This is a genomic window from Macrococcus sp. DPC7161 (assembly GCF_004117835.1).
Taxonomy (GTDB): Bacteria; Bacillota; Bacilli; order Staphylococcales; family Staphylococcaceae; genus SDSC01.
This window is the reverse complement of the sequence record NZ_SDSC01000001.1, coordinates 199,301-223,838: the sequence shown is the minus strand read 5'-3', so window position 1 is coordinate 223,838 and position 24,538 is coordinate 199,301. Positions and strand designations below refer to the sequence as shown.

Annotated in this window: 17 protein-coding genes; 4 read left to right on the top strand and 13 right to left on the bottom strand. The window is 32.3% G+C overall.

The window, feature by feature from the left end:
* Positions 1–134: 134 nt before the first annotated feature.
* Together ER639_RS01020 and ER639_RS01015 are read left to right on the top strand one after the other, a co-directional pair.
* Entirely contained in the window at positions 135–2,000 is a 1,866-nt protein-coding gene (locus ER639_RS01020) for an acyltransferase family protein (RefSeq protein ID WP_129063888.1), read from the top strand.
* 106 nt (positions 2,001–2,106) lie between these two features.
* Positions 2,107–2,991, top strand: a complete 885-nt coding sequence (locus tag ER639_RS01015) for a LysR family transcriptional regulator (protein ID WP_129063887.1) — start codon at positions 2,107–2,109, stop codon at positions 2,989–2,991.
* Positions 2,992–3,070: 79 nt separating this feature from the next.
* On the opposite strand, the gene ER639_RS01010 is transcribed toward ER639_RS01015, so the two are convergent.
* The 5 genes from ER639_RS01010 to glgB are packed head-to-tail and all read right to left on the bottom strand — an operon-like array spanning position 3,071 to position 11,084.
* A complete protein-coding gene (locus ER639_RS01010) occupies positions 3,071–5,470 on the bottom strand; it encodes a glycogen/starch/alpha-glucan phosphorylase (protein ID WP_129063886.1) in 2,400 nt (799 codons plus the stop codon).
* Complete coding sequence (locus tag ER639_RS01005; protein WP_164993316.1) at positions 5,463–6,890, bottom strand: glycogen synthase; 1,428 nt, start codon at positions 6,888–6,890, stop codon at positions 5,463–5,465. The genes ER639_RS01010 and ER639_RS01005 overlap by 8 nt, the downstream gene beginning before the upstream one ends.
* 14 nt (positions 6,891–6,904) lie before the next feature.
* A complete protein-coding gene (gene glgD, locus ER639_RS01000) occupies positions 6,905–8,008 on the bottom strand; it encodes a glucose-1-phosphate adenylyltransferase subunit GlgD (protein ID WP_129063884.1) in 1,104 nt (367 codons plus the stop codon).
* Positions 8,009–9,157: a glucose-1-phosphate adenylyltransferase gene (locus ER639_RS00995; RefSeq protein ID WP_205757681.1), complete on the bottom strand. Its 1,149-nt coding sequence runs from the start codon at positions 9,155–9,157 to the stop codon at positions 8,009–8,011.
* Positions 9,158–9,161: 4 nt separating this feature from the next.
* Positions 9,162–11,084 (bottom strand): 1,4-alpha-glucan branching protein GlgB, encoded by a 1,923-nt coding sequence (gene glgB, locus ER639_RS00990; protein ID WP_129063882.1) that lies wholly within the window; start codon positions 11,082–11,084, stop codon positions 9,162–9,164.
* 270 nt (positions 11,085–11,354) lie between these two features.
* On the opposite strand from glgB, the gene pulA reads away from it, so the two are divergent.
* Positions 11,355–13,421: a type I pullulanase gene (gene pulA, locus ER639_RS00985; RefSeq protein WP_129063881.1), complete on the top strand. Its 2,067-nt coding sequence runs from the start codon at positions 11,355–11,357 to the stop codon at positions 13,419–13,421.
* Between the two features lie 85 nt (positions 13,422–13,506).
* Positions 13,507–15,147 carry a phospho-sugar mutase gene (locus tag ER639_RS00980; RefSeq protein ID WP_164993315.1) on the top strand — a complete coding sequence of 547 codons (1,641 nt, stop codon included), beginning with the start codon at positions 13,507–13,509 and terminating at the stop codon, positions 15,145–15,147.
* 62 nt (positions 15,148–15,209) lie between these two features.
* On the opposite strand, the gene ER639_RS00975 is transcribed toward ER639_RS00980, so the two are convergent.
* From ER639_RS00975 to ER639_RS00940, 8 genes are all read right to left on the bottom strand, one after another.
* Entirely contained in the window at positions 15,210–15,923 is a 714-nt protein-coding gene (locus ER639_RS00975; protein ID WP_129063879.1) for a hypothetical protein, read from the bottom strand.
* Positions 15,924–15,985: 62 nt separating this feature from the next.
* Entirely contained in the window at positions 15,986–16,600 is a 615-nt protein-coding gene (gene pyrE, locus ER639_RS00970) for an orotate phosphoribosyltransferase (RefSeq protein ID WP_129063878.1), read from the bottom strand.
* Positions 16,594–17,292 carry an orotidine-5'-phosphate decarboxylase gene (gene pyrF, locus ER639_RS00965; RefSeq protein WP_129063877.1) on the bottom strand — a complete coding sequence of 233 codons (699 nt, stop codon included), beginning with the start codon at positions 17,290–17,292 and terminating at the stop codon, positions 16,594–16,596. Before pyrF ends, pyrE begins: the two co-directional genes overlap by 7 nt.
* A complete protein-coding gene (locus tag ER639_RS00960; protein WP_129063876.1) occupies positions 17,293–18,219 on the bottom strand; it encodes a dihydroorotate dehydrogenase in 927 nt (308 codons plus the stop codon).
* Positions 18,216–18,980, bottom strand: coding sequence for a dihydroorotate dehydrogenase electron transfer subunit (locus ER639_RS00955; RefSeq protein WP_164993346.1), 765 nt, complete (start codon positions 18,978–18,980; stop codon positions 18,216–18,218). The genes ER639_RS00960 and ER639_RS00955 overlap by 4 nt, the downstream gene beginning before the upstream one ends.
* Before the next feature lie 5 nt (positions 18,981–18,985).
* On the bottom strand, positions 18,986–22,159 hold the full coding sequence (gene carB, locus ER639_RS00950) for a carbamoyl-phosphate synthase large subunit (protein WP_129063874.1): 3,174 nt from the start codon (positions 22,157–22,159) through the stop codon (positions 18,986–18,988).
* Entirely contained in the window at positions 22,159–23,247 is a 1,089-nt protein-coding gene (gene carA / locus ER639_RS00945) for a glutamine-hydrolyzing carbamoyl-phosphate synthase small subunit (protein ID WP_129063873.1), read from the bottom strand. The genes carB and carA overlap by 1 nt, the downstream gene beginning before the upstream one ends.
* A complete protein-coding gene (locus ER639_RS00940; RefSeq protein ID WP_129063872.1) occupies positions 23,240–24,523 on the bottom strand; it encodes a dihydroorotase in 1,284 nt (427 codons plus the stop codon). The genes carA and ER639_RS00940 overlap by 8 nt, the downstream gene beginning before the upstream one ends.
* Between the last annotated feature and the right edge of the window lie 15 nt (positions 24,524–24,538).

Sequence of the window (24,538 nt, the reverse complement as noted above, 5' to 3'; positions counted from 1 at the left end):
ATTTATGAAATTATATAATTGATTATTGTAAGATAATTTCCGTAAATCAAAATCACTTCAAATAGTACTTGTAATATGTTTGTAATCTTTGTAATATAATATATATATTTAAATTTGAATTTAGGTGGCGTTTTATGAAAAAGAATTACTTTCCTGGGTTAGACGGACTCAGAGCAGTTGCAGTTATTGCAATCATTATATATCATCTAAATCCGCAATGGCTTCCAGGAGGATTTTTAGGAGTAGATACATTTTTTATCATTTCGGGTTATTTAATAACCTCTATCCTACTCAATGAAAAGAATACAACAGGTAAAATTGATCTTGTTAAATTCTATATCAAACGATTAAGACGATTATTACCAGCTGTAATCTTTATGATATGTTGTGTATTCCAGTATTGTTTAATGTTTGAACAATCGATTTTATACCAACTAAAAAAAGATATGCTTGCTGCTTTACTGTATGTTTCTAACTGGTATTATATTTTTGATGGATTAGATTATTTCCAAAGTTTTGAGATGCGTCCATTAAAGCATTTATGGTCACTCGCAATTGAAGAACAATTTTATTTATTCTTCCCATTGTCATTAATATTGTTAGGTAAGTTCTTTAAGAAAAAAGGTATTATCATTACATACCTTGTTATTTCTATCCTTTCTTTATTATTAATGATGTTTTTATTTGATCCAGCAGAAAATATTGCAAGAATCTATTTCGGAACAGATACAAGACTGCAATCGATGTTACTTGGTGTTATTCTAGCGTTCATTTGGGTGCCATTTAAATTGAAAAGTGACATTCCTTGGACGTATCGATTTGCAATTGATTTAGTAGGAATTCCAAGTTTTATTATTTTATTATTAGGTTTCTTTTATGTTTCAGAAACTACGCCAATGTTATTTGAAGGCGGTCTTTACTATTTAGGGTTTATCACATTATTTATTATCGCAAGCTCAATTGTTAATAAAGGTATTCTTGCAACATTCTTATCAAATCGTTTGTTTGTACAAATCGGTAAATATTCGTATAGCCTTTACTTATGGCACTACCCTATCATTGCGATTGTAAGTCATCATTTTGTTCAAGGACAAATGCCAGTATATGCATATATGTTATGTATTATCTTAACAATTTTAATGGCTATCATCAGTTTCCATGTTATTGAAGAACCATTCAGAAAGTACTCATTTAAGAAATTAACAAACGTTAAGCAACGTAAAAATATTTTCACGTTAGCTTTAGCATTATATTTAGTAGTTTCAACACCTTTCTTCTATGCTAACGCAGATGCTAAAGCACCAGAAACTGCACATAAGAAAACAACAACTGCTAATCCAAAACAAGCTAAGAAAACAGTTGCTGATCCTAAAAAAGCTAAAGATAAAGCTGAAAAGGAAAAACTTGCAAAAGAGCAATCTAAAGCAAAAGAAGATGCTAAAAATAAAGATGCAAAAGATAAAACAGATAAAGAAAAATCATCTAAAGAAAAAACTCAAAGTGAAAAATATGCAGATATTATCAATAAATACCAAGTCTTGATGATTGGAGATTCTGTATTAGTTGATATTGAAAGTTGGGTAAGAGAAAAATATCCAAACGCATATATTGATGGTGAAATAGGTAGAAGTATTTATAAGGCCATTCCAGTAGCATCTGGTTACCAAAGGTTTAATAATAAAAATAGCGTGGTTGTTTTAGAAGTTGGAACAAATGGTGATTTCCAAGATTATCATTTAAAAGAACTTGTTAAAATGTTCGATAAAGCCAATGTTTACCTCGTTACAACACGTGTTCCAAGATCTTATGAAGGCCACGTAAATCAGTTAATGAAAGAAGCAGCAAAAAAATACAAAAATGTTCATTTAATTGATTGGTATGCCGCTTCAGCGGGTCATGTAGAATATTTCGCACCAGATGGTATTCACTTAGAAGCACCAGGTTCTGAAGCGATGACAGAATTAATCAATACAGAGATTGGAAAATCTTTAAGTAAATAACAATAAAAACGTAAACAATTTAATTTGTTTACGTTTTTATTTTATAAATATTGATTCTGCTTCAATAATGTTATAATGTAACTAATTCTTAAGATAGGTGGAAAATATGGATATAAGACAACTCAAATATTTTATAGCAGTCGTAGAAACAAAAAATATTTCAAAAGCAGCTAGAAATTTATTTATTACTCAACCTACCTTGTCTCAAAGTTTAAGAAAGCTTGAAACAGAACTAAACGCTAATTTATTTAATCATCATAATAAAACGTTTCAGCTTACACATACTGGGAAACTATTATATGAAAAAGGTAAATCCATTGTTGAATCTTTTGATGAATTAGTTGAAGAACTTCAAAATATTCAAGAACAAAAAACAGAAAAATTAAAAATCGGATTAACCTCATTATTTGCACTCCAGTTTATGAGGCAAATCAGTAAATTCATTTCAACACATCCGAATGTTGAAGTTTATTTAACACAAGAAGGTTCAAGAAAACTGCAAGAAAAATTAGTCGAAAATCAAATTGATATTGCGCTTGTTTCATTTCCTATCGAACAAGAAGGAATACATATTGAGCCACTTAATACAACGACTAAAGGATATGAGGTCAGTGTGGTATTACCGACGTCTAATCCACTTTCAGATCGAAAATCATTAGGATTTAAAGATTTAAAAAATGAAAATTTCTGTTCATTAACTGAAAATTTTATGCTAGGTAAATTATTAATAGAACGTGGAAAAGAATTAAATTTTACACCAAAAATTGCATACACACATAGTGATTGGGAAATATTAGTCCATAGTTTACATGATTTAAATGCTGTAACGCTACTCCCATCGGATTATGAAGATTATAATCATGTAGAAAATTTAAAATGGATTCCCTTAGCAGATAAAAATAATTTTTACCCAATCGGTATCGGATTACGAGAAGATTTTCCAGTAACCGAACTGATTCATGAATTTATAGACATGATTAAACAAAACTAAGCTCAGGCAAATGCCTAAGCTTAGTTTTCGTTTATCAATATTTATTCATTTTAAAAGCATCTGTGTTTTCACTACAAATTTAAATCAATTTCCAAATATCAGTTGCATACTCATGAATCGTTCTATCACTTGAAAACTTACCTGATTTCAAGATGTTCATCAAACTCATTTGGTTCCATTTCTTTTCGTCACTATATGTAGCCATTGCTGTTAAATGAATGTCCACATAACTATTGAAGTCTTTTAATAAGAAATAAGGATCATTATTCTTTAAAATATTAAAATATAAGTCTTGGAATGCAAAGTCACGTCCAAATTGACCGTCTTTTAATGCATCTAATGATGTTTGTACTCTAGAATCCGTATGATAAATATCTGATGCGTTATAACCACCATTTGTTTGATAGTGAATCACTTCATCTGAACTTAATCCGAAAATAAAGATATTTTCTTTTCCAACAAGTTCAGCAATCTCCACATTCGCACCGTCCATTGTGCCTAATGTAATCGCACCATTCATCATCATTTTCATATTTCCTGTACCTGATGCTTCCATTGAGGCTGTAGAAATTTGTTCAGATATTTCAGCTGCTGGCATGATATATTCAGCCAAAGTGACATTGTAGTTCTCTAAGAACACTACTTTAATTCTGCCATCCACATCTTTATCGTAATTTACAACTTCTGCAACTGCGTGAATTAATTTAATAATTTCTTTTGCAATATGATAGCCTGGTGCAGCTTTTGCACCAAATATAAATGTTCTTGGTTGTACTTTAATAGATGGCTTACGCTTGATTTCATTAAATAAATAAATGATATGTAATACATTTAATAATTGACGTTTATACTCATGAAGTCGTTTGACTTGTACATCAAATACTGAATGTTCATCAACTTCAATACCTGTTTTATCATAAATCACATCTTTAAGTACTTTTTTATTATGCAATTTGACTTCTTGTAATTGTTTTAAGAATGCATCATCGTTGTAATAACGCATTAATTGAGATAATTCTTGAGGTGATTTAATCCATTGATCACCTATTGCATCCGTAATTAAATTCGATAATTTAGGGTTAGATGCCATTAACCAACGACGATGTGTAATACCGTTTGTTTTATTATTGAATTTCTCAGGTGTTAATTTATAGAAGTCATTAAACGTATAGTCTTTAATGATTTCAGAGTGTAAAGCTGCAACACCATTAACAGAAAATGAGCCGACAATTGCAAGTTTACTCATATGTACTAAATCATGGCTAATTACTGCTAAATCAGCAATACGATCACGGTATTGTGGATGATTTTCGTATACATCACGGCAGAAACGTTCATTGATTTCATTGATAATCATAAATATTCTAGGATTCACGCGTTGCACTTGAGAAACTGGCCATTTTTCTAATGCTTCTTGCATGATGGTATGATTCGTATATGCATAAGTTTTCGTTGTAATTGCCCATGCTTCATCCCATGATAACCCTTCATCATCCATTAAAATACGCATTAATTCCGGAATACCAAATGTCGGGTGCGTATCATTGATTTGAATACAATTGTACTCATGAAATTTCGTAACGGGTTCGTTATATTTTTCTTTTAATTGCTTTATCAACGTTTGAATCGTTGAAGACACTAAGAAATATTGTTGTTTTAAACGTAAGAAACGCCCCTCTTCTGTTGAGTCATCTGGATATAAAAATCCTGAAATGCGTTCTACATTTTGCATGTATTCTAATTGATTTGGATGCATCGTTAATTCTGTGTCAGGAACTTCAGCACTCCATAGTCTTAATGTATTGACTACACCGTTATCATAACCAGCTACACCAACATCATAAGGTACTGCTAAGACTGTTTCTTGATTTTGATAATGGAATTTTAAACGTCCATCTGGCATCGTTTCAGAATAAACTTCTCCACCAAAATGTACTGTGATCGTTTCATCGGCTTTTCGTACTTCCCATGGGTATACTTCTTTTAACCAATTGTCAGGTAATTCAATTTGTGTCCCATCAATAATACGTTGCTCAAACAATCCATAACGGTATCGAATTCCAAACCCATTACCTAAATAGCCTAAAGATGCAATAGAATCTAAGAAACATGCAGCTAATCTTCCTAAACCTCCATTACCTAGACCCGCATCATTTTCTTCTGAATAAATTTTCTTAGGATTTCTACCTAAATCAATTAATACTTCGTTACATACATCCATTAATCCTAAATTGAGTAAATTTGATTCAATTAATCGACCAATTAAAAATTCCATTGATAAATAGTTAATTTGACGTTTTTTAGATTGAATATTGCCTTTTTTTGTCGTTACATTTGCTTGATTCATCTCATCTTTTACAATTGAAGCAATTGCATAAAATAAATCCGTATCTGATGTATCCTCTAAAGTTGAAGTACGTTTATTTATTAACTTTTTTTCAAGTAATGCTCTAAACGATGCTTTCGTATATTTATTCATGACTTTCTCCTCTGTAAATATTGATATACTGATTTGCCGATTGAATCCAACTATTATTAACTTTAGCAACATTTTGAATCAAATGTTTGTAATGTGAAGGATTATGATAAATAAACAATGCATAATGTAAGCGATCAAGTAGTTCATGTGCATTATAGTTCGCAAATGTTAAACCTGTTCCTTCATTTGTGTGTTCATTATATGGTTGTACAGTATCTTTTAAACCACCTGTTTCTCTAACAATTGGAATAGATTTATACTGTAATGCAATAAGTTGTGACAAACCACATGGTTCAAATAAAGAAGGCATAATAAAGAAATCACTACCTGCATAAATTTCTCTTGAAAAACTTTCATTAAATCCTAATGTCACATGTACTTTTTCAGGATATTTACTTTGTAACATTAAGAAATAATTTTCAAATTCTTTCTCTCCATTACCTAATACGACCAATTGTACATCTTGTTGAATAAATTCTTCCATAATGCGCATCACTAAATGTAGACCTTTTTGCTCTACCATTCTTGTGATAATTGCAAAGACAGGTATGTCTTCTTTAACAGGTAAATTCAATTTTTCTTGTAAATATAATTTATTTTCCTTTTTCTTAGGTATTGAACTTTTGAAATTCACATGAATATTTTTATCTTTCATTGAGTTATAATCATTGGCATCAATACCATTGATAATACCTAATAAATCTCTACTTCTCATTTGTAAAATCGTTTCTAAGCCTTCACCATAAAATGGTGTTTTAATTTCTTCAGCATATGTTGGCGATACTGTTGTAATTTTATCTGCATGGAAAAGACCAGCTTTCATTAAATTCAACATACCATTCCATTCAAACCCCGCAAAATGTTCTCTTTCAATTGTCAATAACTCATCGAAAGCATCATACATTAAATAGCCTTGATATTTTATGTTATGGATAGTAAATACGGTTTGAATGCCTGGCACAGGTTTTTTTATATTGCAAATCGCCACAGCAGCACCTGCTTGCCAGTCATGGCCATGCAATACATCAGGTTTAAAATCTCCACGATAAATAAATTCTATTACAGCATTTGAGAAGAATACAAAACGCTCTCCATCATCACCGTAGCCATACATGCCACCACGACCAAAATATTGTAAATTATCAACAAAATAATACGTAACCCCTTGATGAATCAACGAAAGTATTCTCGTATATTGAAAACGCCATCCCACTTGCGTTTGAAAAATCATTTCTTCTTTTAATGCATTTCGAAATGGTTCTTTTAATCCTTCTACACCATCATATAAAGGCAAAATTACACGTACATCACACTTTTTCGTTGCGTTCAAATATTGAGGAAGGCTGCCGATTACGTCAGCCAGTCCTCCAGATTTATAAAAAGGTGTGCATTCTGATGCAACAAACAATATTTTTTTCATGATTATACCTCTTTCTAAATGGTTTGACGTTTTGCTACGACAAATGGTTTTTCTTCAGAACCAATTAATTTTTTTCCTTCTGATACAACAACATCTTTATCTAATATTACATTTTCAATTTGTGCATTCTCATGAATGTCGCAGCCTGTCATAATAATAGAATTTTTAATAACGGCACCTTTTTTCACACATACACCACGATAAAGAATACTATTTTCAACTGTACCTTCAATTAAACAACCATTCGCAATTGCTGAATTTTTAACTTCACAGCCATCAACAAATTTTGTCGGTGGTTGATTAGATGTTTTCGTTTTAATTCTTGTATCTTTCATAAATAAATTTTTATATAAGTCTGGACGTAAAATACGTAAATTATTTTTATAGAATGACTTTAAGTCATTAATATACATCGTTGTTACATCAATATTGTAATACGTAACAAACATTTCAAGTAATCGTTCTTGAATACCATTCAAGAAAAATTGCTCTTTATAGTTTTGAATACAATAATCAACGATTTCTAATAATTTATCTTTTTTAATAATATAAGTACCTGTAAAAACATGTGGATTATTCGTATCATGGTTGATAAATGTAACTCGATTATCTTCAGAAATAATACGTTTTAAAGGATTATGCATTGCCTTAAATTCTTTAATATCTTCAGTAATTAAAGTTACATCTGCATTTGTTTCCACGTGATATTTAAATGCATCTTTAAAATTTGTGTTTGTAATAAACTGACTTCCAGAAATAATCACATCTGTCGCTGTTGAACGATTAAAGAAATCTCTATTGTTATGGAAATGTCTTAAGTCCCCACGAGAAATATCACTTGGATCATGCCAATCTGGAGGTAATACAAATAATCTTGATTTTTTTCCATCTAAACCAAAGTTATCACCATTTTCTAAGTGATCGAGTAGTGAACGATATTTAGTGTTGGCAAAAATTGCGACTTCATGGCAACCAGAATTAACAATATTAGAAAGACTGAAATCAATTAAACGATATCGACCAGCAAATGGTACGCTTGCACCTGTTCTAAAGTATGTTAACTCTTCTAAGTAATCATTTTCATTTGCTAAATTAATAAGACCCATTAAACTACGCATTTATTTTGCCCCCTTGTTAAATTCATTGATATTATCTGGACCAATTACAATCGGTTCATCATATTGATTGCCATCGATGACAACATCATTATCAATATTGATCCCTTCCATAATGATGGCCTTTTTAATTGTGCAACCTTCACCAATTACTACTTCTGGATGAATGATTGAATCTTCAACGACTGAATTTTGGCCTACTGTAACTTCACTAAAAATAACTGAATGCTTAATGTGTCCTAATATCATCGATCCTGGACAAATTAATGAATCAGATAAAGATGCTGTCTCTCCAATAAATTGAGGTGGTAAATTCGCCTCATGTGAATACGTTGGCCATGATTTAGAGTTCAATAATTGACCTAAATCTTCTTTTAATAAATCCATCGTTGCTTCCCAATAGCTTTGAATCGTTCCAACATCTTTCCAATAACCATCGAATCGATAAGCATACATTAACTTTTGATCATTTAGCATTTTCGGAATGATGTCATTACCAAAATCGTGTTCTGAGTTTGAATCCTTCTCATCTTCTAATAAATATGCACGTAATGTTTTCCAATTGAAAATGTAAATTCCCATTGATGCTAAGTTATTTTTAGGAACTTTAGGTTTTTCGTCGAATTCATAAATTTTCAAATCTTCTTCTGTATTTAAAATACCGAATCGGCTCGCTTCTTCAATTGGCACTTCAATAACAGAAATCGTTACATCTGCTTGTTTTTCTTTATGAAAATCTAACATCTTACGATAATCCATTTGATAAATATGGTCACCTGATAAAATAAGTAAATATTCAGGATCATATTGATCAATAAAATGAATATTTTTCGTAATTGCATCCGCTGTACCTTCAAACCAAGATGCTCCCGTTTGGTCAGCAAATGGTGCTAATACTGTAACACCACCATCTTGAACATCTAAGCTCCATGGCTTCCCCATACCGATATGACGATTTAACATTAAAGGTGCATATTGAACGAGAACACCGACCGTATCGATATCTGAATTAGATAAATTACTTAATGTAAAATCAATAATACGATACTTTCCACCAAATGGAACTGCAGGCTTTGCAATATTTTTAGTTAATTGACCTAATCTTGTACCTTTACCACCAGCTAATAACATACCAACTACTTCTTTAGACATCAAATTACCCCTTATCCTTAATTTTTTCTTTTACTTTTTTTAATATAAGCATTCCATAAGGCGGAACTTTTACCGATAAAAACTGTGTTCTTCCATGTATTAAACCTTGTTGTGTAAACAAATAACCAGAAATCGTTTGATGTGATCCTCCATATTGTTTTAAATCCGAATTCATAACAACACGATATTTACCAGGATCATTGACACCAAGATTAAAGTCATAATAAACTTGATCAGAAAAATTTAATACAACAATTAACGATTCATTATTTTTTGACTTACGTATATAACTGATAACCTGTTGTTCATAATTATTAACATCAATCCATTCAAATCCATTTGGATCATAATCAGCTTCATAAAGTGACTTTTCACGCAAATAAATCTTATTCATATCTTTAATATAATCATGTAACCCAATATGAATTGGATACTTTAATAAGAACCAATCGACTTGTTCTTGATCTTTCCATTCTGCATACATCCCAATTTCAGAACCCATAAAATTAAGTTTCTTACCTGGAAATGTCATTTGATGGCCATACAACAAGCGGTACTGAGCAAATTTACGCCACTGATCTCCTGGCATCTTATCTAACATTGAAAGCTTGCCATGAACCACTTCATCATGAGAATAAGGTAAAATATAATTCTCGTTATAGCGATACATCATTGGGAATGTTAGCTTGTGATGTAAATCACGACGGTTGCCTTCCATGTAATCTAATGTATCATGCATAAAACCTAAATCCCATTTGAAATTAAATCCTAGACCGCCTTTTTCTACAGGTGCTGTAATCATCGGTCTGTCTGAAGAATCTTCAGCAATTAATAAAAATTCATTTCGATTTTCAAACAATACTTTGCTTAAATTTTGTAAAAATAAAATTGCAGGTCGATTATCTTCTGTACCATCTGGATTGTATATTTTTTCATGCGCTACATGATTTTCAAAATTTAAATCAATCATAGAATGTACTGCATCGACTCGAATACCATCGATATGGAATTCTTCAACAAAATACATCGCACTCGAAATTAAAAATGAATTTACTTCAGGCTTACTAAAATCAAAACTTAAAGTCCCCCATCCTCTTTTATCAGCTAAACGAGCATCACTTGGCTCAAATAATGGAGAACCGTCAAAAAGTCTAAGTCCATGGTCATCACGATTGAAATGTGCAGGCACCCAATCTAATATCACCCCAATATTATTTTGATGACATTGATCAATGAAATATTTAAAGTCATCTGGTGTACCAAATCTTGAAGTCGGCGCAAAAAAACCTGTGACTTGATATCCCCAACTCAAATCAAAAGGATGTTCTGTAACAGGTAACAATTCTATATGTGTATATTTCATTTCTTTAACATATGGAATGATAACTTCTGCCATTTCACGATAAGATAAATGGGTTAAATCTGTATATTCGTCAATTGTTAATTGCGTTTTTAATTGCTCATCAATTTCATGTTTTTTAAACGTGCCTAAATGCAATTCATAAATATTCATTGGAGCATCATATGGTAATTTATTTTTTTTCTTTGTTTGCCATTTTTCATCTGCCCATTGATATGTTGATTCATAAACAATAGACGCATTTAATGGCCTTTTTTGTGCAAATTTTGCAAATGGATCGGATTTTAAAAATTGTTGCCCATTTGCATGGATACAATATTTATAAATCGTGCCAATACCCACTTGAAAACTACCCTCAAATAATCCTTCTTCTGATATACGTTCTAATTCAAATCCTTTACCTGTCCAATCATTTTGATCACACGCAACACTTACAATACTTGCATTCGGTGCATGTACTCTAAATGTTGTCAACTTTGTATCATGATCATAATGCGAACCCATAAATTGATACGATTTTGTATGCGTGCCTTGATGAAATAAATATTGGTCTAGCTCTGATACCATATACATCATCCTTATCATTAGTCACTTGTAAATTTCTACTTATTATTATTTATTATAATCGATTTGTTAGAAAATTACGTCAAATTCAATTAGAATATGCATAATTTCTTACTTTTTTGTATTGAAATGATTAACTTGTATACTATTTTAAACGTTCTTTTTTAATACAGAGTAAATTTTCCACATTTACTTTATGATATTTTTGTAAATTTTATGACTTCAATGTGATTTGTTTTATAATGAATATATCAATTTAAAAGGAGGATTGTTGTGAAAGCATATATAGACGACTTTAATTTAATCGTATTAAAGTTAGACGTTGGTGAGGATTTTCATGATGAATTTTATTTAATCTCACAACAAATTCATAAACCTTTAACCTTAGAAAATATAGTGACGACACATGACGGTACCTATATTCATCTCACAACAGAAGAAATTGATCCTTCATACAAATACTTTATTTCTATGCGAGCCAAATCAGGTGCAATTACTATACCCGTTTATATTGGGAATATAACGAAACTCAATCGTTTTGAACAACTTTATGATGCGACAAATTATGAATTTGGTGCCCTATGTAATGAACAGCAAACTACTTTTAGAGTCTTTACACCAGTTGCATATCATGTGGAACTCTTATTAGATAAAGAAGTTTATGTAATGACACGTCATCCGAAAGGTTTTTATGAAATCACTATTGAAGGCAATCATCATTTAAAACCATATAATTACCGCGTTCAAGTGAATCATCAGACATACGTCACTACAGATCCTTATGCAAAAGGGCTAACAGTAAATTCTGAATCAGGCGTTGTTATCGACATAAATCAACTCAATATAAACCCTGTTTCATATATTGATATTCAAAACAAAGATGCAATCATATATGAAGCACATGTAAGAGATTTAACGATGCATCAAAATAGTGGTGTTATAAATAAAGGTAAACTCGCAGGCATTATTGAAACAAACACGAAAATAGATGGTTATTCAACTGGTTTCGATTACATCAAATCTCTAGGTATTACACATTTAGAACTTTTGCCAATTAATGATTTTGCACGGGTTGATGATATTAATTTTACAAATCGTTACAACTGGGGTTATGATCCAGAACATTTTCAAACGATTGATGGTAGTTTTTCAATCCATCCAGATCATCCATCAGAGCGCATTGAAACATTTAGTAACGTAGTTAGTGCCTATCACGAACACGGCATTGGTATTATATTAGATGTTGTTTTCAATCATATCTTTATTCAAAAATCTTCAAATTTCGAAATGCTTGTACCTGGATATTATTTTAGGTACAAGGAAGACGGGGAATTGTCCAATGGTACAGGCGTAGGTAACGACATCAAAACTGAAAGTAAAATGATGCGCCATTTTATTTTAGATACATTACGTTATTACACTAAGACTTTTGGTGTTGATGGCTACCGATTTGATTTAATGGGTGCAATCGATATTGATACTATGAAAGCTATACAAGATGAATTAGTTTCGATAAATCCACACGTTCTCCTTTTAGGTGAAGGCTGGGATTTAATGACGGCACTAGATTCAAATAAAAAAACAATTCCTAAAAATAGTATGTCATTACCATCTATCCATTTCTTTAATGATTATTTTAGAGATTTATTGAAAGGTAATAATTTTAACTTGAGTGAAACCGGTTATTTTAATGGAAAAGGTCATCAAAAAGATCAATTGCAATATTTATTCCAAGATAACCACGTAGCATTAAATAAATCCATTAACTATGTAGAAGTGCATGATAATCATACATTGTTTGACCGTTTACATTTTGTAAATGACCTGAATTATAAACATAAAATTATGATTCATCAAATGGCCACTGCATTTACAATATTCGCCCCAGGAATTCCTTTTATACATGCTGGTCAAGAGTTTTTTAGAACAAAATATGGTCATGGGAATACTTATAATTTGGGAGATATGATCAATCAAATGGATTGGAACAGACGTGTGCATTTCGATAAAGAAATTCAATTTTTTAAACAATGTATTGCATTACGTAAAAAATATCCTGTTTTTAAAGCAACACATAAAGAAGATATAAAATCAATACATGTGTGCCAAACAAACGATGAACACTTTACTGTCATCTACTTTGATAAACAAGCAGAAATCATTGTAATGTATAACCCTACTGACCGAGAAATCGATGCTAAAATACCAAGGCATGGTGTGTACCAATGTCATTTAACAAACCAAGAAATAGATTCAATAAGTAGATCAAAGACAATAACAACATCTTATTCATTAAAACCATATGAAATTTCTGTCTTAATCAAATCTCGACAATATTAAAATATTTTAAATATTTAGCTTTTTAGTTGTAACCGGTTCATATTTGGAGTTTAATTAAATTAATAACCAAAGAGGAGCGATGAAGTTGTCACAAGAATTATGGGAATCACATTTAGATAACAGTTTAATTTCAAGAACAGCATATGAAAAAGAAACAAAAGAGAGTTTAGAAGACAGTTACAGTGGAAATTTAGCGTTTGGTACTGCTGGTATTCGTGGAAAAATTGGTTTAGGTCCTAATAGATTGAATCGTTTTACAGTTCAAAAAGTAGCTTTCGGATTAGCCCAATATTTAAATGAATTAAAAATTGATGCAAAAGTTGTTATTGCATATGATACAAGACATTTTTCTCCTGAGTTTTGTGATGAAATTGCAAAAGTTTTAGCAACTAACGGTATTCAAACGTATATTTATGATCGCTATCATACAACACCAGAGCTATCTTTTAGTGTACGTTACTTAAAGGCAGATGCGGGTGTTATGATAACAGCCAGTCATAATCCTCCAGAATATAATGGCATAAAAATTTATGGACCTGATGGCGGACAATTGGCACTAGAAGGTTCAAAAAAAGTAAGCAAGTACATTGATCAAATTGAAGATATCTTTAATATAAAATCCGTTGAAAAATCATCTTTAGTTGAATCTGGTAAAATTAAAATATTAAATGATGATGTCATAAAAGCATACAAAAATGAAGTACTACAATTGATTAAAGAAATCCCTATTTCAGATTTAAAAGTAATCTTTACAAGCTTACATGGAACAAGTGTCCCTATTGTTCCTGAAGTATTAAAATCATTGAACTTCAATCAATTTGAACTTGTTGAAAGTCAGTGTGTACCAGATGCTAATTTCTCATCAGTTAAAAGTGCGAACCCTGAGGATCATGCAGCATTTGATCAAGCAGTTGAAATGGCCAAAAAATCAAATGCTGATTTATTAATCGCTACTGATCCCGATGCGGATAGAATGGGTATCGTTGCTAATGTTGATGGTACTTTCCATTACTTTAATGGTAATCAAATTGGTGCGTTGTTATTAAACTACATTATACAAAATACAACAGGCGATAATCGTGCTGCTGTTAAATCTATCGTAACAAGTGAATTAGGAAAAATTATTGCCGAAAGAAATAACGTCAAAATGTTTGATGTTCTTACTGGGTTTAAATTTATTGCTGAAAAAATCGCTGAATTTGAATCTACAAATAATTATCAATACATCTTTGGTTATGAAGAAAGCTATGGCTTTATGGCTGGTAGCTTTGTAAGAGATAAAGATGCAGTTCAAATTGTACCGTTGATAATTAAAATTGCTTCTGAATTAAAAAATCAAGGTAAGACTATTGTTGATCAAATGAATGAAATTTATGACACATATGGTCATTATCAAGAAAAGTTATTCAGTCATACATTTGAAGGACAATCTGGCAAAGAGAAAATCCAAAATATCATGAATACATACCGCAATCATTCACCACAAGAAATCGTAGGTATGAAAGTGATTAAAGTTGAAGATTACTTAATAAGTGAATCTAAAACAGCAAATGGTGTTGAAAAAATTAATTTACCATCTGCTGATGTGCTTAAGTTCTATTTCGAAAATGGATGGATTGCTTTGAGACCATCAGGAACAGAACCTAAAATTAAGTTATATGTATCATTAATAACAGAAAATATTAATGATATCTCTGAAAAAATCAACAAAGAAATTTTTGAATAATAATAAAAGGCATGGGATACCCATGACTTTTATTATGTATTTGGTTATAAATTAAATTGGTTTTATGCCTTATTCAATAAACTTGGTACATCTAAATTAAAGTAGTGTAACCATGGAATATCTTTTGTAAGATATAAATAAATCACAATAAATATAAAGCTGACCATTTGTAGTGAATAAATATCTACGGATTTTTTATCTTCATGGTATTCATAAAATAATCGCATAGGAATCGTTACAATCATTAAAAATGATAATAAATGCATCGTTCCCGATAAATTTTTCATAAATACTTGAAGTGCAATTTGAACAATGATAATCAAATTAAAAATCGTATAGTAGCTGACTGTATCAACAAACACTTTTAAATATGTTATTTTTGTATTGATTGCTACATATTGTATAAAATAAGTAATCATAATTAAAAACAATGAAAAGCATACGCCACTAGTTACATCAAATAATCCTTCTTTTATATTGATGTGATCAGATTGAATACTGCCATGTAAAAATAAAAACAATAAAAATACTAGATAATGAATGATTGCAAATAGAAAATATGTATCACTTTGTTTATATTGCACTATGGTTTTTGGCATGAATAATGAGCGATAAACAAAGCTATAATAAGATTCTATATTTTTATCAAATTGTGGTAATTGTTTTTCGAGCGGTTTACTTTTGATGATTGCTTTAACTTTATTTCTTGTGGTTCTTTTAGGTCTTTTATTTTTATCTTTTAAAAATTGATTGATGTGTTCGAAACGTTTCGACATATTTCACCTCAAAAAAAGCATTTGTTACGTTTATCATAACAAATGCTTTTAATTTTATACAATTATACCAATTGATTACGCCATTCAATCAATGCATCAATATCTTTAGTTTCTATTTTATTCATTTGGCTAGCGACTTTAACTAACGTATCAAAATCACTTAAAGTGTAATATGTATAACCGCTTTCTTCTAAACGTGTTTTCCCTTTTTGTAAGTTGTAAGTAAAAATAGCTACAATGCCAAGCACTTCAGCACCTGCTTCTTTTAATGCATTACATGCATCAATCGCAGATCCACCTGTTGAAATTAAATCTTCAACTACAACTACTTTTTGACCTTTTTTTACTAGTCCTTCAATTTGATTACCTTTGCCATGTTTTTTATTCGATGATCTCACATAACTCATTGGTAGATTCATTTTTTGAGAAACAAACGATGCATGAGGAATACCAGCTGTAGCTGTTCCTGCAATCACTTCAGCATCACTGAAATGCGTCTCAATTAATGTTTTTAATCCTGATGCAATTTCATCACGAACTGCAGGATAACTCATTGTTAAACGATTATCACAATAAATTGGACTTTTTATGCCAGAAGCCCAAGTAAACATATCATTTGGTTGTAAAGATACCGCTTCAATTTCTAATAATGATTTTGCTATTTGCTCATTTAACATGATTTTTCCCACGCTTTCATAATTCGATTATATTTTCCAACTGGATTTGGATCTTGAGTAATTGATCGACCTACAACAATATGCGTTGATCCATTTTCCTTCGCAAATTCAGGTGTTGCAACACGTACTTGATCACCAACTGCATCCGAAAATGTTCGGATACCCGGTGTCACTTTTAAAAACGCTTCACCTAAATGTTGTCTTAACATATTACTTTCATTTGCAGAACAAACGACGCCATCTAAACCTGCTTCTTTTGCTAATGTTGCATAGTTTAATATACATTCATCTATCGTTAAAGGTATACATTGTTCATTTTGCATTACTGCTTCTGATGTACTCGTCAATTGTGTCACTGCAATAAGTTTAGCTTCACTGCCTGCATCTCGTAACCCTAGCAACGCTTCACTCATCATTTTCTTACCACCCGCTGCATGCACATTAATCATTTGAATGTCCAGTTTACCGAGTCCAAACATGGCTTGACGCACTGTGTTTGGAATATCATATAACTTTAAATCTAAGAAAATTTCATGACCTTGATTACGTATTACCTTTACGATTTCTGGCCCATTTTGCATAAATAATTCCATACCGATTTTTACAAATAACGGTTCTTCAAACGGTTTTAAAAATGCATTTACTTCATCCATATTTTTAAAATCTAATGCAATAATCGGTTTATGAAACATTTATTTTGCCTCCAGTATTTTATGTGTTCTATTTTTTAATTCATGAATATGATTAACACCAAGTTGATCTAAATAAGTTGGTAAACTTTTGATGATGTCTAAACATACAGTTGGATTTTGGAAATTGGCAGTACCCACTGCAACTGCGTCTGCTCCAACTGATATATAGTCAATCACATCTTGAGCATCTGTAACACCACCCATTGCGATGATAGGAAAGTCAGGTAATGCTTTACGAACTTCATATACCATACGCATCGCCACTGGTTTAACAGCTGGGCCACTTAAGCCACCAATCACGTTAGCAATAATCGGTGCACCTGTTTTTTCATTGATTCTTAATCCTACGAGTGTATTAATCATCGTGATGCCATCCGCATATTGTGCAATTGCTACAGCCATATCAACAATATTCGTCACATTAGGAGAAAGTTTAACATACACTGGTACAGAAGAAACAGCTTTTACTTTACGTGTTAATTCAGCAGCAGTATGTGGATCTGTTCCAAACTGAATGCCACCTTCTTTTACGTTAGGACAACTAATATTTAATTCTAATGCCTTTACATTTGGAGATTTTGAAATTTTTTCTGCTACCAAAACATAGTCTTCTTCTTTAGATCCTGCTACATTTGCAATAATCGGAGTATCAAATTGTTCTAACCATTTTAATTCATGGGCAATAATATGGTCTACGCCTGGATTTTGTAACCCAATTGCATTAATCATCCCACTAGATGTTTCTGCAACACGAGGTGTCGGATTTCCAAAGCGTGATTCTGGTGTCGCCGCTTTAATCATTATGGCACCAAGTTCATTTAAATCATAGAAGTTCGCAAATTCTTTTCCAAATGCAAAGCAACCACTTGCTGGCATGATTGGATTTTTTAATTCTAAACCTGGCAAACTCACATTTAATCGACTCATAAATTTAATGCCCCTTTCTCAAAAACTGGACCGTCAGTACAGATTTTTACATAGCCTTCCTCGTTATCAGCCTTGCATACACAAGCATAGCAAGCACCAATACCGCAACCCATACGTTCTTCCAGAGAAACATAGCCTGGTGTTTCAGGTAAAGTAGATTCAATCGCTTTAATCATCACAATTGGACCACACGTGTAAAACGTATCATAATTCTTAGGAAGTGCTTGAATCACATCAGTAACAAATCCTTGAGTTCCAAATGATCCATCCACTGTTGCCACGTGCGTTTCACCTAATTGACTAAATTGTTCTAAATAAAACATATCTTCTTTTGATTGGAAACCTAAAACGTGTATCGTTTTAATACCACGTGCATTTAATTGTTTAGATAATTCATATAATGGTGGTACACCTATACCGCCACCGATAAGTAAAGCAGTATTTTTTGCGGCATCCACTGGGAAACCGTGCCCCAGTGGTGCCAAAATATTTACTGTGTCATTTGTTTTTAATGTCGAAAGTGCAGTTGTACCTTTCCCTTCTGCACGGTAAAGACATGTTAATGTATGTGCTGTTTGATCAACTGAGCAAATTGAAATGGGACGACGTAACATAAATTCTGAATTATTCCCAATTCTTATATGTACGAATTGTCCAGGTGTTTTCATTTCTTGAGTGATGTCACCTTTTAGTACGATTTCAAATATATTTCTAGCGATACTTTTTTGACTAACGACGCGCATTTCTTCTTGCATCATGATCCCCCTTACATTTGATTCATATTAAATGTCATGCTTTCAATAACTTCGATTAAAGCACGTGCTGTATCTAATGATGTTAAACAAGGTACACCATTATCTACAGAATCTCTTCGAATTTGGAACCCATCACGCTCTGTTTGTTTTCCATTTGTCATAGTATTAATGACAATTTGAACATGTCCATCACGGATGACATCTAATAAGTTAAATTCTGTACCGATTTTACTTACTTCAACAACAGGAATATGATTTTCTTGTAGTAATTTAGCTGTTCCGCTTGTTGCCATTATGCGATATCCAATTTCATGTAATCTTTTTACTAAAGTTAAAGCTTCTTTCTTATCTTTATCAGCAACAGTAATTAATGCTGTACCGTGATCTTTCACTTGTAAACCACTCGCTACTAATCCTTTATATAATGCTTTTTCTAAAGTTAAGTCTTTACCCATAACTTCACCAGTAGATTTCATTTCTGGCCCTAATGCAATATCAACATTTTTAAGTTTAGAGAAACTAAATACTGGTGCTTTAACATAAACGCCTTCTTTGAATGGTACTAAACCATCTTTATAACCTTTTTCTAATAAAGATTCTCCTAAAATTCCTTTCATCGCTAAATTCGCCATTGGAACATCAGTAATTTTACTTAAAAATGGTACAGTTCTTGATGCACGTGGGTTAACTTCAAGCACATATACTTCTTCATCTGCAATAACAAACTGGATGTTTAATAGTCCGATAATCTCTAAACCATGTGCTAAACGAGTAGTATAGTCTACTAAAGTATCAATTTGTTTTTGAGTTAATGTTTGTGGTGGATATACAGCAATTGAGTCACCTGAGTGAACGCCAGCACGTTCAATATGCTCCATAATTCCTGGAATAACTACTGTCTTACCATCACAAATGGCATCCACTTCAATTTCTTTACCAGTTAAATAACGGTCAATTAAAACCGGGTGTTCTGGACTTGCTTTTACAGCTCTATTCATGTAATCCACTAGTTCTGATTCATTATAAACAATTTCCATTGCACGTCCACCTAATACATATGAAGGACGTACTAGTACAGGGTATCCAATATAATTTGCATTTGCTACAGCTTCTTCTACAGATGTTGCTGTTTTACCTAAAGGCTGTGGAATTTCAATTTTTTGCATTAAGGCTTCAAATTCTTTACGGTCTTCCGCTCTATCTAAGTTTTCTAATGAAGTTCCTAATACTTTCACACCGTATTTTGTTAATTTCTCAGCTAAGTTTATTGCTGTTTGACCACCAAACTGTACTACAACACCTTCAGGTTGTTCTAAATTGATGATGTTCATTACGTCTTCTTCAGTTAATGGTTCAAAGTATAATTTATCTGAAATAGAGAAATCTGTAGATACAGTTTCAGGGTTGTTGTTAATGATGATTGCTTCGTAACCCATTTCTCGAATTGCCCATACAGCATGGACTGTTGCATAGTCAAACTCTACCCCTTGACCGATACGAATTGGACCAGATCCAAGTACAATGACTTTCTTTTTATCGCTTACAATTGATTCATTTTCCGTTTCATATGTACCATAGAAGTAAGGTGTATTTGATTCAAACTCTGATGCACAAGTGTCAACCATTTTAAATACAGGATTAATGTTGTTGGCTTGACGTAAATCATAAACTTCACGTTCAGTCATATTCCAACGGTGTGCAATCACGCGATCACTAAAGCCATATTTTTTCGCCCATTCTAAACGATCAATATCAGCAACATGCGCTTTTAGGTCATGTTCAATATCAATGATATGTTGGAATTTATTTAAGAAGAAGTAATCAATCTTCGTCCAAGCGTGAATATCTTCTAATGAAATACCTCGGCGAATGGCTTCTCCAATAAAGAATAAGCGCTCATCATCTTGTTCTTTAATACGTTTTTCAATAAAATCAAGTTCGAATTTTTCACCATTTGGTAATCCTAAATGATGTACACCGTACTCTAAAGATCGAATGGCTTTTAATAATGACTCTTCATATGTACGACCAATTGCCATTACTTCACCAGTCGCTTTCATTTGCGTACCAAGAACACGTTCACCTTTTTCAAATTTATCGAATGGGAATCGTGGAATTTTTGAAACAACATAATCTAGTGCTGGTTCGAATGCTGCATAACTCGTTCCTGTAACTGGATTTAACATTTCATCTAAAGTTAAGCCTACTGCAATCTTCGCGGCAAGTTTCGCAATTGGATATCCTGTTGCTTTTGAAGCTAATGCTGATGAACGAGATACACGTGGGTTAACTTCGATAATGTAGTAATTGAACGAATGTGGATCTAAAGCTAATTGTACGTTACATCCACCTTCAATTTTTAGGGCACGAATAATTCTTAAAGAAACATCACGTAACATGTGGTATTCTTTATCACTTAACGTTTGTGAAGGTGCTACGACAATTGAGTCCCCGGTATGGATACCCACCGGGTCAATATTTTCCATGTTACAAACAACAATTGCATTGTCATTTGAATCACGCATTACTTCATATTCAATCTCTTTGTAGCCTGCAATTGATTTTTCAATTAAACATTGTGTTACTGGAGAATATTTTAATCCGTTAGTTACGATATCAACCAATTCCACTTCGTCATGACAAATACCGCCACCTGTTCCACCCATCGTAAATGCTGGACGAACAATCACAGGATAACCAATTTCATTAGCAAATGAAATTGCTTGTTCTACCGTGTTAACAATATCACTTTCAGGTACAGGAACATCTAATTCATACATTAAGCTTCTAAATAAGTCTCTATCTTCGGCTTGGTTAATAGAAGATAATTCAGTACCTAAAAGCTTTACATTATTTTCTTTTAAAATGCCTGCTTCTTCTAATTGGACAGCCATGTTTAATCCAGTTTGTCCACCTAATGTTGGTAATAATGCATCAGGTTGCTCTTTACGAATGATACGTGCAACAAAGTCTAAAGTTAATGGCTCGATGTATACTTTGTCTGCAATTTCTGTATCCGTCATGATAGTTGCTGGATTTGAGTTCACTAAAATAACGCGATAACCTTCTTCTTTTAAGGCAAGACATGCTTGAGTGCCTGCGTAATCAAATTCTGCAGCTTGTCCAATAATAATTGGGCCAGATCCAATTACTAAAATTGTTTTAATATCTGTACGTTTTGGCATTATTTCGCACGCTCCTTAAAGTTAGTCATTAATTCAATAAATTCATCAAATAAATAGTTTGGATCATGTGGTCCAGGTGAAGCTTCTGGGTGATATTGTACACTAAATGCTGGTAATGTTTTGTGTTTTACACCTTCAACTGTACCGTCATTTAATGCAATATGTGTAATTTCTAAATCTGTATTTGCAATTGAATCTGCATCAACAGCATAACCATGGTTTTGTGAAGTAATTTCAATTTTACCTGTCTCTAAGTTTTTCACTGGATGATTCGCACCTCTGTGACCGAATTTCAATTTAAAAGTAGTCGCACCACATGCTAAACTGAATAGTTGATGTCCTAAACAAATACCGAAGAATGGCACTTTACCTAAAATGCCTTTAATCATTTCAATTCCTTCAGTTACAACTTCTGGGTTCCCTGGACCGTTTGATAGCATCACACCGTCAGGATGTACACGTAAAATTTCTTCTGCAGTAGTTGTATAAGGCATTACTGTGACATCACAACCACGTAAGTTTAACTCACGGACGATGTTTTCTTTTTTACCAAAGTCAATTAATACAACTCTGTAATCATGCCCTGTTGATACGTAAGGCGTTTTTGTCGATACCTGAGCTACTTCATCTGTTGGTAAATCTGTTGTTTTTAACATTTCAACAGTCTCATCAATTTTACTTTCATCATTGATCATTGCGGCTTTTAATACACCATGTTTTCTTATAATTCTTGTTAACATACGTGTATCAACACCATCAATACCAGGGATATCATAACTCTTTAACGTTTCATGTAAATTTGCTTTGTTTCTAAAGTTACTTGGGAAATCACATAACTCACGAATAACCATCCCTTTTAGAGATGGATTTAATGTTTCAAAATCATCTCTATTAATACCGTAATTTCCAATCAAAGGATATGTAAATGTAATAATTTGACCAGTATATGATGGGTCAGAAAGCGTTTCTTGATAACCTGTCATTGCTGTATTAAATACGATTTCACCAACAATTTCTTTTTCACTACCGAAAGCATAACCTTTAAATACTGTACCTTCTTCTAACACTAAATATCTTTTATTACGCATGGTGCGCCCCCTTATAAACTATTTTGCCATCAACCATTGTTAATGTTACATCACCATAGACTTGTTCACCTATAAATGGTGTATTGCTTGATTTTGATAAGAAGTCTTCTGCTTTAATTTCATATGATTTTTCTAAATCAATCACCGTAATATCAGCTAAACTGCCAACTTCTAATGATTTTCCATAAGGTAAGTTAAATACTTCACCTGGTTTAACGGCTAAATAATCAATCAATTGCTGTAAAGACCAATCTCCATTTTTCACAAACTTTGTATAAAGTAATGGAAATGCTGTTTCACTACCTACAATACCAAATGGTGCTTTCGTCATCGGTTGCGCTTTCTCTTCTGCTGCATGAGGTGCATGGTCTGTGGCAATAAAATCAATTGTTCCATCTAATAATGCTTCAATTAATGCCTCTTGATCTTCTTTTGCTCTTAAAGGTGGGTTCATTTTTAAAATTGCATCATCTTTAGTAATTACTTCTTCGTTTAGTAACAAATGATGTGGTGTAACTTCTGCTGTTACTTTAATACCTGCACGTTTTGCATCACGAATCACTCGAACACTTTCCTTACTTGATACATGACATACGTGGTAATGACAATCTGCTGCTTCAGCTAATAATACGTCACGCGCAATTTGTACCGCTTCACATATAGAAGGAATACCTGGAATATTGAGTGATTTACTTACCTTTCCTTCATGCATTGCACCACCATAAATCAATGAGTTATCTTCACAATGTGCAACGATAGCCATATCAAGTGCTGCTGCTTGTTGCATTGCCTCATACATTACTGAAGCGGTTTGTACGCCAACCCCGTCATCTGTAAATGCAAATGCACCGTGCTCTTTTAAAGCTTTAAAATCAACTAATTCTTCACCTAACTGGCGAATAGAAATTGATGCATATGGTAATACACGAACTTGTGCATTTTGCTTAATAGATGCATTTAATGCTTCGATATGTTCTACTGTATCAGGTACTGGTCTTGTATTTGGCATTGGACAAACCGTTGTAAATCCACCTCTTGCAGCTGCTTTTGTACCTGTTTCAATCGTTTCTTTATGTTCTCCACCTGGCTCACGTAAATGAACATGAACGTCAACAAACCCTTGAGATACAAATTGACCGTTTAAATCAATAATTTCAGAATTATATACATTTAATTTTTCACCAATTTCAGTAATTTTATTACCTTCAATTCGAATATCTCTTTCAACTAATGATCCATCAATTAATAATTTTCCACCACGTAATAATGAAGACATATTTACACCCCTAAG

Coding starts and splice junctions, on each gene's coding strand:
- ER639_RS01020 (WP_129063888.1), top strand. CDS start 135: ATGAAAAAGAATTACTTTCCTGGGTTAGACGGACTCAGAGCAGTTGCA.
- ER639_RS01015 (WP_129063887.1), top strand. CDS start 2,107: ATGGATATAAGACAACTCAAATATTTTATAGCAGTCGTAGAAACAAAA.
- ER639_RS01010 (WP_129063886.1), bottom strand. CDS start 5,470: ATGAATAAATATACGAAAGCATCGTTTAGAGCATTACTTGAAAAAAAG.
- ER639_RS01005 (WP_164993316.1), bottom strand. CDS start 6,890: ATGAAAAAAATATTGTTTGTTGCATCAGAATGCACACCTTTTTATAAA.
- glgD (WP_129063884.1), bottom strand. CDS start 8,008: ATGCGTAGTTTAATGGGTCTTATTAATTTAGCAAATGAAAATGATTAC.
- ER639_RS00995 (WP_205757681.1), bottom strand. CDS start 9,157: ATGTCTAAAGAAGTAGTTGGTATGTTATTAGCTGGTGGTAAAGGTACA.
- glgB (WP_129063882.1), bottom strand. CDS start 11,084: ATGGTATCAGAGCTAGACCAATATTTATTTCATCAAGGCACGCATACA.
- ER639_RS00975 (WP_129063879.1), bottom strand. CDS start 15,923: ATGTCGAAACGTTTCGAACACATCAATCAATTTTTAAAAGATAAAAAT.
- pyrE (WP_129063878.1), bottom strand. CDS start 16,600: ATGTTAAATGAGCAAATAGCAAAATCATTATTAGAAATTGAAGCGGTA.
- pyrF (WP_129063877.1), bottom strand. CDS start 17,292: ATGTTTCATAAACCGATTATTGCATTAGATTTTAAAAATATGGATGAA.
- ER639_RS00960 (WP_129063876.1), bottom strand. CDS start 18,219: ATGAGTCGATTAAATGTGAGTTTGCCAGGTTTAGAATTAAAAAATCCA.
- carB (WP_129063874.1), bottom strand. CDS start 22,159: ATGCCAAAACGTACAGATATTAAAACAATTTTAGTAATTGGATCTGGC.
- carA (WP_129063873.1), bottom strand. CDS start 23,247: ATGCGTAATAAAAGATATTTAGTGTTAGAAGAAGGTACAGTATTTAAA.
- ER639_RS00940 (WP_129063872.1), bottom strand. CDS start 24,523: ATGTCTTCATTATTACGTGGTGGAAAATTATTAATTGATGGATCATTA.